Origin of the sequence: Oceanobacillus alkalisoli, assembly GCF_021556485.1 — a bacterium.
GTDB lineage: Bacteria > Bacillota > Bacilli > Bacillales > Amphibacillaceae > Oceanobacillus > Oceanobacillus alkalisoli.
In genome coordinates, this window is the sequence record NZ_JAKGBW010000003.1 from 211,479 (window position 1) to 224,593 (window position 13,115).

Annotated in this window: 14 protein-coding genes and 1 other annotated feature; all 14 genes read right to left on the reverse strand. The window is 39.9% G+C overall.

Annotation, left to right across the window (positions count from 1 at the left end; translation table 11 throughout):
- Positions 1-143: 143 nt before the first annotated feature.
- The 14 genes from pyrR to spoIIGA all read right to left on the reverse strand — a co-directional run bounded on the left by pyrR (position 144) and on the right by spoIIGA (position 13,091).
- A complete protein-coding gene (gene pyrR / locus LZD48_RS04960) occupies positions 144-686 on the reverse strand; it encodes a bifunctional pyr operon transcriptional regulator/uracil phosphoribosyltransferase PyrR (protein WP_235761629.1) in 543 nt (180 codons plus the stop codon).
- 165 nt (positions 687-851) lie between these two features.
- On the reverse strand, positions 852-1,763 hold the full coding sequence (locus tag LZD48_RS04965) for an RluA family pseudouridine synthase (protein ID WP_235761630.1): 912 nt from the start codon (positions 1,761-1,763) through the stop codon (positions 852-854).
- The gene (lspA, locus tag LZD48_RS04970; protein WP_235761631.1) at positions 1,760-2,239 is read right to left on the reverse strand and encodes a signal peptidase II; all 480 of its coding nucleotides are present in this window, start codon (positions 2,237-2,239) and stop codon (positions 1,760-1,762) included. The genes LZD48_RS04965 and lspA overlap by 4 nt, the downstream gene beginning before the upstream one ends.
- Before the next feature lie 536 nt (positions 2,240-2,775).
- Positions 2,776-5,526 (reverse strand): isoleucine--tRNA ligase, encoded by a 2,751-nt coding sequence (gene ileS, locus LZD48_RS04975; protein WP_235761632.1) that lies wholly within the window; start codon positions 5,524-5,526, stop codon positions 2,776-2,778.
- A 656-nt stretch (positions 5,527-6,182) separates the two neighbouring features.
- Positions 6,183-6,405: a binding site (T-box leader), on the reverse strand.
- A 56-nt stretch (positions 6,406-6,461) separates the two neighbouring features.
- Complete coding sequence (locus LZD48_RS04980; protein ID WP_235761633.1) at positions 6,462-6,965, reverse strand: DivIVA domain-containing protein; 504 nt, start codon at positions 6,963-6,965, stop codon at positions 6,462-6,464.
- 103 nt (positions 6,966-7,068) lie between these two features.
- Complete coding sequence (locus LZD48_RS04985; protein ID WP_235761634.1) at positions 7,069-7,845, reverse strand: YlmH family RNA-binding protein; 777 nt, start codon at positions 7,843-7,845, stop codon at positions 7,069-7,071.
- A gap of 27 nt (positions 7,846-7,872) precedes the next feature.
- Positions 7,873-8,136, reverse strand: coding sequence for a YggT family protein (locus LZD48_RS04990; RefSeq protein WP_235761635.1), 264 nt, complete (start codon positions 8,134-8,136; stop codon positions 7,873-7,875).
- Between the two features lie 18 nt (positions 8,137-8,154).
- The gene (locus LZD48_RS04995) at positions 8,155-8,571 is read right to left on the reverse strand and encodes a cell division protein SepF (RefSeq protein WP_235761636.1); all 417 of its coding nucleotides are present in this window, start codon (positions 8,569-8,571) and stop codon (positions 8,155-8,157) included.
- A gap of 28 nt (positions 8,572-8,599) precedes the next feature.
- Positions 8,600-9,271 (reverse strand): YggS family pyridoxal phosphate-dependent enzyme, encoded by a 672-nt coding sequence (locus tag LZD48_RS05000; RefSeq protein ID WP_235761637.1) that lies wholly within the window; start codon positions 9,269-9,271, stop codon positions 8,600-8,602.
- A 25-nt stretch (positions 9,272-9,296) separates the two neighbouring features.
- Positions 9,297-10,103, reverse strand: a complete 807-nt coding sequence (pgeF, locus tag LZD48_RS05005) for a peptidoglycan editing factor PgeF (RefSeq protein ID WP_235761638.1) — start codon at positions 10,101-10,103, stop codon at positions 9,297-9,299.
- A 78-nt stretch (positions 10,104-10,181) separates the two neighbouring features.
- Entirely contained in the window at positions 10,182-10,442 is a 261-nt protein-coding gene (locus LZD48_RS05010) for a YlmC/YmxH family sporulation protein (protein ID WP_235761639.1), read from the reverse strand.
- Positions 10,443-10,531: 89 nt separating this feature from the next.
- Positions 10,532-11,314, reverse strand: a complete 783-nt coding sequence (gene sigG / locus LZD48_RS05015) for an RNA polymerase sporulation sigma factor SigG (RefSeq protein ID WP_235761640.1) — start codon at positions 11,312-11,314, stop codon at positions 10,532-10,534.
- A 124-nt stretch (positions 11,315-11,438) separates the two neighbouring features.
- Positions 11,439-12,158, reverse strand: coding sequence for an RNA polymerase sporulation sigma factor SigE (gene sigE / locus LZD48_RS05020; protein WP_235761641.1), 720 nt, complete (start codon positions 12,156-12,158; stop codon positions 11,439-11,441).
- A gap of 12 nt (positions 12,159-12,170) precedes the next feature.
- Positions 12,171-13,091 (reverse strand): sigma-E processing peptidase SpoIIGA, encoded by a 921-nt coding sequence (gene spoIIGA, locus LZD48_RS05025; RefSeq protein ID WP_235761642.1) that lies wholly within the window; start codon positions 13,089-13,091, stop codon positions 12,171-12,173.
- Between the last annotated feature and the right edge of the window lie 24 nt (positions 13,092-13,115).

Here is a 13,115-nt window from a genome sequence, read left to right on the forward strand (position 1 = left end):
TCCATTTTTTCGAATAGATAATTTTGGCATAAAAAAATCTTCTCGCAAAAAGGCTGCAAGAAGATACACATGTCCGCATATGTGACATGTAAAATCGCAACCTTTTAAATCTCTCTGGATTTAGTTAAAAGTTGTTTCGTTATTCACTTTTCATAAATAGAAACATGGTTGTCTTGATCTACTTCATCTAAATGAACGACAATAATTTCTTTCTCTGATGTAGGGATATTTTTTCCTACATAATCTGCGCGTATCGGTAATTCACGATGTCCCCGGTCAATTAGTACACCAAGTTGGATTTGCGATGGTCTTCCGAGGTCAATTACAGCATCCATTGCTGCTCGGACTGTTCGACCTGTGTATAACACATCATCAACTAGTACAACGAGCTTTCCGGTAACATCCACGTTAATACTTGAAGATTTCAGTTCTGGTTCATCATTGCTTGTTACTTTTTCCAAGTCATCACGATATAATGTAATGTCTAATTCACCAGTGGGTACAGTAATATTTTCAATCTGTTTAATTTTTTGCTGGAGACGTTCTGCTAGTGGCACCCCGCGTGTTTTAATCCCAACAAGAATTAAATCATCTGCTCCTTTATTTCTTTCGAGTATTTCATGAGCCATCCGCGTTAGCGCCCGGTTCATTGCAGGTGCATCGAGAACAGTTGCCTTCTTCATCATTCGCTTAGTTTCCTCCTATGTTCTCCATATAAATAATCCCTTTTTCACATGAGGAAAAAGGGATTGATACAATGACAGCATTTTTGCCGATCCTTTTTAGCCTCACAGGACTATGATTAAAGGTCTTCTTATTTCTATACATTATTTCAAACTTTGATTAACATGTCAATACATTTTTTCAATTATTTTTAACGCATCTTGAAAATAAGTCGGTATCTCTGATTCAAATTGCATCCATTTGCCTGATATCGGATGGGTAAAGCCAACCTTCTTTGCATGCAGTGCCTGCCCGCCTAAATCAATCGTCTTTCTTGGACCGTATAGTGGATCTCCAACAAGCGGATAACCAATATATCTCATATGCACACGAATTTGATGGGTTCTCCCGGTCTCTAGCTCGCATTCAATAAAAGAATAATCCGGGAAGTGTTTCAGTACTTGAAAATTGGTTACAGCCGACTTGCCGTTATCAACGACTGCCATCCGCTGTCTATTCTTTGGATCTCTACCAATTGGAGCGTCAATGATTCCTGTTTCATGAGGGATTTCCCCGTGGACAAGTGCAATGTACTTTCTTTCCACTTCCCGATTAGCAAGCTGCTCAGATAAGCCGATATGCGCCTGATCATGCTTTGCAACGATTAAGAGCCCACTTGTATCTTTATCTATCCGGTGGACAATCCCCGGCCGTTCCACTCCATTAATGCCAGATAGGTCGTTACAGTGATAGAGTAAAGCATTCACTAAAGTTCCCGAACCGTGCCCTACTGACGGGTGAACAACCATACCACGCGGTTTATTGACTACGAGCAAATCACTGTCCTCATATATTACATCAAGCGGTATGTTTTCCGCTTCAATTTCAAGTGCTTTTACTTCAGGGATTTGCCACTCGATTATATCCCCTTCTTCGCATTTATAATTTGCTTTAACTTGTCTGTCATTCACCTTTACGTAACCTTCTGCAATCCACGTCTGGATTTGCGATCTGGAACGTTCCGGATTTACATCAGATAACAGCTTATCAATTCTTATTTTGTTTTGTTCAGGAGCTACCGTATGGTTATAAAAACTCATGCCTTTTTCTTTTCCTTCCTTTTTTCATTTCTTTCTTCTATAATTGTTACAATAATAATGAGGACAACACCAATTGTCAGTGCAGAATCTGCTACATTAAAAATAGGGAAATTATAATTAAAGATAGTAAAGTCTGCAAAGTCCACAACTTCTTGTCTGAACAACCGATCAATGAAATTACCAATCGCTCCTCCAATAATAATTCCTAAAGAGATTCCGAGCAATTTATTGTCCCTGGCGTATTTATGCAGATAGTAAACAGCAGCCCCGATAAAGATGAGGGTAATAATATAGAAGAAAATCATTTGTCCTTGTAAAATCCCCCAAGCTGCTCCACTATTACGGTGTGAAGTTAAATGAAAGAATCCATCAATGATAGGAATACTTTCTCCAAGTTCCATATTGATGATAACAAGCCACTTTGTAATTTGATCCAGCACAATAATCGCAAGTGCGATGAGATAATATGTCAGCATGCAGCAATCCTCCGAATAAATGCTTCGATTAAAATTTTTCCTTTATTTATCTTATACTCTCCAGACACGAAACACAAGATTAAGCATAGCTTACAGATTAAAAAGACTGCTCCTTCAAGTAGAAAGAGCAGTCTTGATATTAACTAACGTGGGGAACTATATAATAAATATGCAGTTGACAACTAAAGTTGCTAGCATTATCCACGTCGGCTCTGCGCCCAGCAACTAGCAGATCTTTTGGTGGGGCGAGCAGTGTGCTGTCCCAAACTTCCCACTCCTCCAATCGATAAGGAAGACTCGGCCGTTCGGTCTTTGTGAGGCTTAGTCGCACTTATACCCTTGTGGTGAAAGTCAACATCAACTCACTATCTTCGCCTGAGTTTCCTTTATCTCAAAGAGAAGAATGGAAGTTCGATTAAGTTCACCCCATCCTGGAAGGCACAGTTTGTACGTTGCTACGACGCACAGAATGTGCTAGTACAGGCATTACGAAGACGATCGCGTACTTAGCCTGTAAGGGCGCTTCTGTCTTTGTTTTAACCTTCATAATGTTCTTTAACAACAGATGCACAGCGTGTGCAAAGTGTTGGGTGATCTTGGTCCTCTCCAACTGTTTCGGATGATACCCAGCAACGTTCACATTTTTCACCAGGATGTACTTCTACAAGTACATTTACATAGCGATATTCTTTCGCTTTTGGCTCTTCATCTTTGATTGTTGCTTCGGAAACGATCAAATATTGATGGAGGTATTCCATCGATTCCAATACTTTTTTCGTTTCTTCATCCCGTGGAATCAATGTCACTTTCGCTTCTAATGGTTTGCCAATTAGTTTGTCATTTCTTGCTTCTTCCAGTGCTTTCAAGACATCATCACGCACATTCATGAATTGATCCCATTTTGCTTTGTCTAAGCCTTTAATTTCTCTTGGTTCTGGAATATCAGTCAACTGGACATATTCCTCTTTGACTCCCGGCACATATTCCCAAACTTCTTCAGCTGTGTGCGGAATAATCGGTGTAAGCACCTTAACAAGTGTCGTTAAGATTTCATAGTAGGCTGTTTGAATACTGCGTCTACGCTTATCATCTGGTTTTTCGATATAAAGAATATCTTTTGCAAAGTCCAGATAGAAAGAACTTAAATCTACCGAACAGAAGTTATGGACTTCATGGAAGATCGGTGAGTACTCATACACCTCATAAGATTTGCGTGCATCCGCTAGTACTTCCTGCAGGCGAGTCAGCATGAATAGATCAATCTCTTCCATTTCAGATTCAGGTACCTTATCTGTTGCAGGGTCAAAATCAGCTAAGTTTGCCAGCATGAAACGGAATGTATTTCTGATCTTCCGGTATGCTTCTGATGTTTGTTTGAGAATATCATCTGAGATTCTAACGTCTGCCTGATAATCGACAGATGCAACCCAGAGACGTAAAATGTCTGCACCTAATTGCTTCAACACTTTTCCTGGAACGATGACGTTTCCTAATGATTTACTCATCTTCCTGCCATCACCATCAAGTACAAATCCATGGCTGACAATTGATTTATAAGGTGCTTTGCCAGTTACAGCAACAGCTGTTGAGATGGATGAGTTGAACCAACCACGATATTGGTCACTACCCTCTAAATAAATGTCTGCTGGTCGGCGGTGATCTTCACGATTCATCAAAACTCCTTCATGTGTTGAACCGGAGTCAAACCAAACGTCCATAATATCCGTTTCTTTCGTAAATTCCCCATTCGGACTATGCGGGGAAGTAAATCCTTCTGGCAGCAGATCTTTTGCTTCTTTTTCAAACCAAATATTGGAACCATGCTCTCTAAACAGCTCAGATACATGATTAATCGTTTCTTCCGTAATGATTGGTGTATGATCCTCCCCATAAAACACTGGAATTGGCACACCCCAAGTCCGCTGTCTTGAAATAACCCAATCTTCACGATCTCTTACCATATTATACAGACGAGTTTCTCCCCATTTCGGGAACCATTCGACATTTTTAATTTCTTCCAGAATATCTTGACGGAAATCTTTGATCGATGCAAACCATTGTGGTGTTGCACGGAAAATTGTCGGTTTCTTCGTCCGCCAATCATGAGGATAGGAGTGCGTAATGAAAGTAAGCTTTAATAATGCACCGACTTCCTCTAATTTTTCAGTAATTGCTTTATTCGCTTTATCATAGAACATTCCTTCAAAGCCTGGTGCTTCGTCTGTGAATACTCCGCGATCATCGATTGGAGATAATGCATCAAGTTCATAACGCTGAGCTACATAAAAGTCATCTTCCCCGTGGCCTGGTGCAGTATGAACACAACCAGTACCAGCTTCTGTCGTTACATGATCGCCAAGCATGACAAGTGAATCACGGTCATAGAATGGATGTTTTGCGACGACTTTATCAATTTCCTGCCCCTTAAACTGTTTAACGACTTGTGGATTATTCCACTCCAATTCTTCAGCAACCGCCTCAAGCAATGATTCTGCTACAACATATTTTTCGTTACCCACTTCTGCTACAACATATTCCAGGTCTGGGTGAACACTGATTCCAAGGTTGGCTGGTAGTGTCCATGGTGTCGTGGTCCAAATAACGATTTTTTCATCTTCATTTAACACCCCTTTTCCATCTTTCACTTCGAATGTGACATAAATGGATGGGGACCGCTTATCATAATATTCGATTTCCGCTTCTGCAAGTGCTGACTCAGAAGATGGAGACCAGTTGACTGGCTTTAACCCTTTATAAATGTAACCTTTTTTTGCCATTTCACCGAACACTTTAATTTGAGCAGCTTCAAAGTCTTTTGTGAGTGTAATATAAGGATTATCCCAATCACCACGAACTCCTAATGATTTAAATTGTGTGCGTTGGTTGTCAATTTGCTCTAAAGCATACTCTTCACAAAGCTTACGGAATTCTGGAATAGGGATTTCCTTCCGGTTAATCTTTTTCTTTTTTGTAAGTGCAGTTTCAATCGGCAAGCCATGCGTATCCCAACCAGGAATATATGGTGTATGGTAGCCGGTCATCGACTTGTAACGAACGATGAAGTCTTTTAAGATTTTATTCAAGGCATGCCCGATATGCAAGTCACCATTCGCATATGGTGGTCCATCGTGCAGAATAAATAATGGTCGGCCTTTCGTACGTTCTTGTACTTTCTCATAGATATGATTATCTTCCCATTGTTCGCGACGAACAGGTTCTTTATTTGGTAAGTTTCCGCGCATCGGAAACTTTGTTTTTGGCATCAATAATGTTTCTTTATAATCCATTATGTATTTCCTCCTTCAAATTCGCTTCAGCATAATTTATAAAACAGATCATCATAACCCAACTTTCACAGTTTGGAACAACAAGATATTCCCTTCATTCAGCGTGAGTGATTTGGCTCGTTCACTTATTCAGAGCGCCAATCCGCCGTTCAATTGCCCGGGGGACGGATGCGCATCCTTAGGCACTGCTAGAGCTCCTCGGGCTGCCGCCCTGCGGGGTCTCCAGGCTCGTGCTATTCCCGCAGGAGTCACCGTCCACCGGACAACTGAACTGGTAGGGGTGATTATTGTTAATCGCATATACTCCAGGGCTATATCACGATAAAAATTATATCTTTGGAATAATAAACAGTGATCTAAATTTGACCTTTCCTGGGAGCAGTCCAGACACCTCGAGACTCCTGCGGGAGGCCGGCTAAGAACTCACGTCCTGTGACCAACGCCGGCATTAGAACTTCCTGTTCGGAGGTAAGCTTGGTGAGACCCCGCAGCGGGCTTGCCTGCGTGGAGGCTCACCAGCCGCTCAGCAGGTGCGAGAGGTGTCTGGACTGCGGACCTCCAGTAGAAAGTTTCGGAGTTTGGCACACTTACGCTGACTGAAAGCAATTGTCTTTTGTATGAAAGTTGCGTGGTAATAAAAAAGTCCTCTCTATCCCAAAAGGGACGAGAAGACTCGCGGTACCACCCTTATAAATTTAAATAACATATTTAAATTCACTCAAGAATCTCTTAACGGTGATGAGCCGGCCACTATTACTGTCATTTCATAGTGGATACATCAGGAGTGATTTTCTAAAAGTTATCTGTATCAGGCTTGCACCGATCCCTGACTCGCTTATCAGACATTTGCTTTTATACTGTCTCCGTCATTGTATGTTTCACATAATGTTTACTTGTATGAATTATATGTAAAAATTCCGTTGACGTCAAGCCTGCTATGCGTTATTTTTCAACAATTCATCTTCATCGCTAATTTCAGCTTCGAACAGATCGTCCCAATCCTCTGTTTCAATCATATCCAGCTGTGCTTCCACGATCATTTTCAAGCGAGTGCGGAATACTTTCGCTTGTTTCTTTAGTTCTTCTACATCCATTGCAATTCGTCTTGATTTGCTTAGCGCTTCATTAATGATACGATCAGCATTCTTTTCAGCTTCTTTTATGATTAATTTCGATTCTTTTGTAGCATTGCCTTTCACTTCCTCGGCAGTTTCCTGGGCAACAAGGATCGATCTATTTAAAGTCTCCTCGATATTCGTGAAATGACCTAACTTTTCTTCAAGCTTGTCCACTTTCTCTTCTAAATTCTTCTTCTCTCTGATGACCATTTCGTAGTCTTTCACAACTTGGTCAAGAAATTCATTGACCTCATCTTCATCAAATCCACGAATTTTTCTAGAAAACTCTTTATTATGAATATCTAACGGTGTTAACGGCACTAAGGCCACCTCCTTAAGTATAAGAAATTCTATCCATTTATTTTAATATGATTCACTTTATAATTCGACAGAAAATAAAAAAATCCTGCTTAAAAAGATTATTTTATTCCAAAGTCGCAGTAGTGATCCGCCATTTTTCTTTCTTTGTCTGCCCTTCTATCCGTACTATTTTACTTCGCCCCTTGCCTCGAAACGACAATAAGTCGCCCGCTTCCAAAAGAAACTTCGTGTCCTGAACCACTTTATGGTTCACTTTCACTTGTTGTCGCTCGATTGCTTGCTGACTAGCACTACGCGATATGCGGTAAACTTCCTTCAACACGGCGTCCAGCCGGAGAGAGGATACTGTCTGACTAGATTCCACCCAATTTGGACGGGGTATACTGACATTTGCCAGTTCTTTTTCTGTCAGTTTTATTTTTGCGTTTTTTACCGATGTCAGATTCATTACGATATAGGGACTTATTTCAGCTGCAACAATAATTTGAAGGAGTCCATTTGCAACAAAAATGTCTCCAAGTTTTTCACGCTTCACACCTGATGATAAAAAAGCACCCATCGCATCCCGGTGTGTCAGTGAAACAAATTTCTCCTGATAGGTTGCCTCCAGAAGGATTAGCTGGTAACTCTCCTCGGTTATTTCTTCATAGAATGGTGCGATGATCATTCTTTTTCTTTCTGTATGCGGGGAACCACCGAATGCGGCGATTTGCAGTTCGTCGTTTCCCGCACCAATTATTGTTTCAACAATTTGCTGCTCACGTGGATCGAGAAAATCGGTAAGCTTCGAAATATAGCTCCGTTCCACTTGATCTTTCCAAGAGAGGACCTGGTCAATGAACGGGGCTTCATCTTTACGAAAGTGCTGATAAATATCCATTTCATACTTCCTTTAATTGCAATTACTTTAGAAAAACATCCGGAAGAAGGTATCTAATCCCATTCCGGCAAAACGCAGAACGATAATCGCTACGATTGGGGAGATATCGATCATTCCTAGCGGCGGAATGAAACGCCTGAATATTTCCAAGTACGGTTCTGCGATTCTTCCAATTAATTCTCCAAATGAAGATTCCCTGGCTCCCGGAAACCAAGACATTAAAATATAGATAATCAAAACCCAAGAATAAATATAGATTGCAAAACTAAAGAGACCTAAGAGTTGCTCCATCAAAAACTACCTTTCTTTTTAAATTTCGTCATCATACAAATAGGACTCAGAAATCGACCCTGTAACATCAACACTTTCAGGTGTACACAGAAATGTTTCTGCACCGAGTTTCTGAATGTCACCATTTAATGCATAAACTGTTCCGCTTAAAAAATCGACAATCCGTTTTGCCTGGTGACCTTCCACCCTTTGCAAATTAATCACAACGGAACGCTTATTGACTATATTATCAGCGATTTCCTGTGCTTCATTATAGGACCTTGGCTCACAGAGGACAACTCTCTGAGCTGGTTGCTGAACACTTTGGAGGTTCACTACGTTCTGAGACTTTTGCTTCGGCGTTATTTTCTCCGGTACGCTGTCTTCTTCAATATACTCGTATTCATACTCATCGTCCATTGTAAAGTAGTTTTTAATCTTATTTTTAAAACTCATATTTTTCACCTCTTCTTAAAGGGTAGGCTTATTCACCGACTAATTTCGAACCGATGCGAATATGGGTTGCACCTTCTTCAATTGCAATCTCATAATCATTACTCATTCCCATGGATAAATAATCGCATGGTGCGTGGAGTAACTTTTTATCCCTTATTGTATCCCTTAATGTCGCAAGTTCACGGAAGACGCGACGAATTAATTCCTTATCTTCCACATGTGGCGCCATTGTCATCAAGCCAACAATTCTTACCTTTTCATACTTTTCGATTTCCTGAATGAAGGTTTCTACTTCTTCAACTTTCAGACCGTGCTTTGTCTCTTCTTCACTCACATTAACTTGTACGAAACAATCGATAGGGTTAGATGCACGCTTATTTATTTCTTTAGCAAGTGATACCCGGTCAAGGGAATGAATCATATCAACTTTATCGATAATATCTTTTACCTTTCGAGACTGAAGTGTACCGATAAAATGCCAAGCTGCCTCTTCTCCAACTGCTTCGTATTTTTTCAAAAATCCTTCTGTACGATTTTCTCCAAAATTTTTAATCCCTGCTGCAACTAATTCTTTATTTCGTTCAATTGTAACATATTTCGTTACAGCAATTAATGAAATATCTTCCTTATTCCGATTACTGCGTTCACATGCTGCCGTAATATTATTTGTAATCTCCTCAAGATTCGTTGCTACTACCATTTTCTATACAAACTCCTTCATAACATTATTCCAGCATACCAATGAACCCGAGCATTCGACCTGTTCGTCCTTGGTCACGCCGATGGGAGAAAAATAAATCATGCTCCCGATACGTACAATAATTTGTCATATCTATATTATGCCTTAATATTCCACAATGTAAAAGGATTTCCCTGTTTAACTCTTTCAGATCCAATAAATAGTGATTGTCACTCTTTACAGTCAGAACCTTGTCTCGAACATCTTTCGTAATTTGGGATGCAACATACTCATCTACTTCATAATGATTCCAAGAGATGCCTGGTCCAATTGTAACGAGAATATTCTCCCGCACCGAGCCATTTGCTGCAAACTGAGCAACCATTTCTTTTGCTATTTCCTTTACCGTACCCTTCCAGCCGGCATGTGCAATCCCAATTATTTTTTCTTCCGGGTCGTAAAAGAACAATGGAATACAGTCTGCGAAAAATGCCGTAAGCATAATGCCTTTTTCCTTTGTCAATATGCCATCAACGTTCTTTAAAGCTGTAGCTGTCGATATAGCGCCTTTCCCTTTATCCGAAGCGGTTACAAGTTGCACTTTTTTCCCATGAACTTGTTCGCCGGCAACCCAGTTTTCTAAGGGGAAGCCCGTTAGGTCACTAAGGGTTCTTCGGTTGTCTAACACATTCTCTATTGAATCATGGACATGGAGGCCGCAATTAAAGCTTGAAAAATCTCCTTGACTGACACCGCCATTTTTTGTGGAAATTCCAGCAACTAAGTCTTGCGATAATTCTTTCCAATTAATAAGCCGCATTAACTGCTTTTCTTTGATAATAAAAGGTTCCATTCCCAAGCACGCCCCCTCTACTTTGTTTCATTTTATCATATTTTGTCTAGTAGATAACCCCTAAATCTACACTTCTTTTTAAGGAAGCATTAATGTACGCTGATCAGCCGATTCTTTCACTAATATAACGTCTGTCCCAATTCGTAAAATTTGCTTCCATAACACTTGAATCTCCTCCGCCTTTCCAAAAAAGCCGCCCTTCGTATCCCGGTCTGCGAGAATGAGCGAAATAATTCTACCCGTTCGCACATCAATTTCCAAGTCAATGATGAAGCCTAATCTTCTTCCGTCCACCACAGAAATAACTTCTTTCATCTGCAATTCAGATAGCCGTATCATGATCTCACCCCTCTTATTATACTATATGCTCGGTACAACCTATTTTAAGACAAAAGAAAAAAAGCAGGTGGATGCCTGCTTTTGATTAATTATTCAAACATTCGTTTATTCATTTGTTTAATTGCTGCTTTCTCAAGCCGCGATACTTGGGCTTGTGATATCCCGATTTCTTCAGCGACTTCCATTTGTGTTTTGCCCTGGAAAAATCGTTTATTAACAATCATTTTTTCTCGTTCATTTAATTGAACAATTCCTTCTTTCAGGGATATTTTATCATCCCAGTTCGTCGCCTTGTCTTTCTCATCACTTATTTGATCGACGACATAAATAGGGTCGCCTCCATCATTATATATCGGTTCGAATAAGGACACTGGTTCTTGAATCGCGTCAAGAGCGAAGACGATATCTTCTTCAGGAATTCCTGTTTCTTCCGCTATTTCTTTATGTGTCGGTTCTCTTGAGGTTTTACTCATCAAGAGTTCCCTTGCTTGCAGGGATTTATAAGCAATATCCCGAAGTGAACGGGATACACGTATTGGATTATTATCTCTGAGATAACGACGGATTTCACCGATAATCATCGGAACCGCATAAGTGGAGAAGCGCACATTATGTCCTAAGTCAAAGTTATCAATCGATTTCATTAAACCAATACAACCGACTTGAAATAAATCATCAACATATTCTCCGCGGTTGTTGAAGCGTTGAATGACGCTTAACACAAGTCGTAAATTTCCATTTACCAACTCTTCCCGCGCCGAGAGATCATCTTCTTGCTGAAGTCTTATAAATAATTTTTTCATTTCTTCATTCTTAAGTACAGGCAGTTTCGATGTATCTACACCACAAATCTCTACTTTATGTCTAGCCATATCTGCTCAACCCTCCCAGATGTCGATGCTGTCAAGGACAGTATCTCCCTCTAAAAGGATTTTTATGCAGGTTGATAAAAGTAAGAAACTGGAAAAACCTAACGAGGTCAGGTCCAATAAGTGGTTACATCATTTTATTAAATTCTTTTTGGAGCCTGCGGATAATTTTCTTTTCTAACCTTGAAATATAAGATTGCGAAATACCTAACATATCCGCTACATCTTTCTGTGTTTTCTCTTCTTGGCCTTGGAGTCCGAAGCGTAACATCATAATTTGTTGTTCCCGTTTATTAAGCTGCGATAAGGCATCCCGTAATAAGTTTTTATCGACCGTAGACTCAAGATTCTTCGTAATAATGTCTTCCTCTGTTCCAAGTACGTCGGATAGCAATAATTCATTGCCGTCCCAATCAATGTTTAATGGTTCATCGAACGAGATTTCGGATTTCAATTTGTTTGTGCGTCGCAAGTACATTAAAATTTCATTTTCAATGCAGCGGGAAGCATATGTTGCTAGTTTTATCTTCTTTTCTGGTTTGAATGTATTTACTGCTTTAATCAAACCAATCGTTCCAATACTAATTAAATCTTCAATGTTGATACCTGTGTTTTCAAATTTTCGGGCAATATACACGACAAGGCGCAAGTTTCGTTCAATCAACACTGCTCTTGCTGATTGATCTCCCTTTGTTAATCGTTTTAGAAGTTCTGCTTCTTCTTCTTTATTGAGTGGAGGAGGCAGCGCTTCTTTCCCGCCGATATAGTAAATCTCACTTGATTTTATTTTTAATTTAAATAATAAGCGATACCACAACATCCGTAAACGCAACTTCCACATGTCCATCTACCCTTTCTATTATGCTGAATAATGAATAGCCGTTTTAATTAGTTCTGGCTGCAACAAGCAATGATAGCTCCCGTCTCCGGTTAAATTTCCAAATTGAATTCCAACGAGAAAATTCGTCGCATAAATTTCTTTTTTATCATAATAAATCGTAATTTCGTCAGGTATAATTGTGAATAAAAAACCATTCCCCCCTTCAACACCTTGATATGGAATAATTCGTAAACGATCAACCCACTCATCGGGAATCTGATCCATATCGAGCGCCTCATGAGCGATTTTTAACTTTCCCCAGTCCTCTTTGTCAAACCAATGAGCTAAAAATGTTTCATCACAAATGATGACAGGTTTTTTAGTAAATGGGTCGACAAGCTGATTACCGCTATCAATAAAACTTTTTGTGGAATGACTCACCCCATTCATTTTTAATGTCACTGGGATTGTCGCATCATAACGAATCTTTTCTTGTACGTGCTTGTCCATGCGCTGTTTCGTAAAAATCCAAACAAGCGGGAAACAAACCACGATGAACAACCAGCTTAACGGATCACCAAATCCTCTGTTATAGGTGATGAATCCATTTCCAGAAACCGTGATTGGCTGATGAATGAGAAAGTGAAGGGCAATCACCCCCCCACCTATAGCGAAACTCATCATGTAAAATAAAGTAAGCAATTTCACTAATCGATAAATTGTTTTATAACCGAAACTGCTCGTCATAATAAAAATGGAAAAGATGAATTTGCCGATTACACTCGTGAAAAAGGAATCTGGATAGTAAATCGATAGCGGTACAATAAGTGAGGCGACCAATGCGCCGAAAGCTAAACGGTAACGGCTTGTATGTAATTTTGCTAACTTATCTGTCAGTAACAGCAACATGTAATCCAGCAAAAAGTTGAGTAACCATACCGCATCAAGATAGATAGCCAATACACTCTCCCTTTCTCCTGGTTT

Bases quoted from the DNA above. Each gene is read 5' to 3' on its own strand.
- pyrR (WP_235761629.1), bottom strand. From the start codon at position 686: ATGATGAAGAAGGCAACTGTTCTCGATGCACCTGCAATGAACCGGGCG.
- LZD48_RS04965 (WP_235761630.1), bottom strand. From the start codon at position 1,763: ATGAGTTTTTATAACCATACGGTAGCTCCTGAACAAAACAAAATAAGA.
- lspA (WP_235761631.1), bottom strand. From the start codon at position 2,239: ATGCTGACATATTATCTCATCGCACTTGCGATTATTGTGCTGGATCAA.
- ileS (WP_235761632.1), bottom strand. From the start codon at position 5,526: ATGGATTATAAAGAAACATTATTGATGCCAAAAACAAAGTTTCCGATG.
- LZD48_RS04985 (WP_235761634.1), bottom strand. From the start codon at position 7,845: ATGGATATTTATCAGCACTTTCGTAAAGATGAAGCCCCGTTCATTGAC.
- LZD48_RS04990 (WP_235761635.1), bottom strand. From the start codon at position 8,136: ATGGAGCAACTCTTAGGTCTCTTTAGTTTTGCAATCTATATTTATTCT.
- LZD48_RS04995 (WP_235761636.1), bottom strand. From the start codon at position 8,571: ATGAGTTTTAAAAATAAGATTAAAAACTACTTTACAATGGACGATGAG.
- LZD48_RS05000 (WP_235761637.1), bottom strand. From the start codon at position 9,271: ATGGTAGTAGCAACGAATCTTGAGGAGATTACAAATAATATTACGGCA.
- pgeF (WP_235761638.1), bottom strand. From the start codon at position 10,103: ATGGAACCTTTTATTATCAAAGAAAAGCAGTTAATGCGGCTTATTAAT.
- LZD48_RS05010 (WP_235761639.1), bottom strand. From the start codon at position 10,442: ATGATACGGCTATCTGAATTGCAGATGAAAGAAGTTATTTCTGTGGTG.
- sigG (WP_235761640.1), bottom strand. From the start codon at position 11,314: ATGGCTAGACATAAAGTAGAGATTTGTGGTGTAGATACATCGAAACTG.
- sigE (WP_235761641.1), bottom strand. From the start codon at position 12,158: ATGGACATGTGGAAGTTGCGTTTACGGATGTTGTGGTATCGCTTATTA.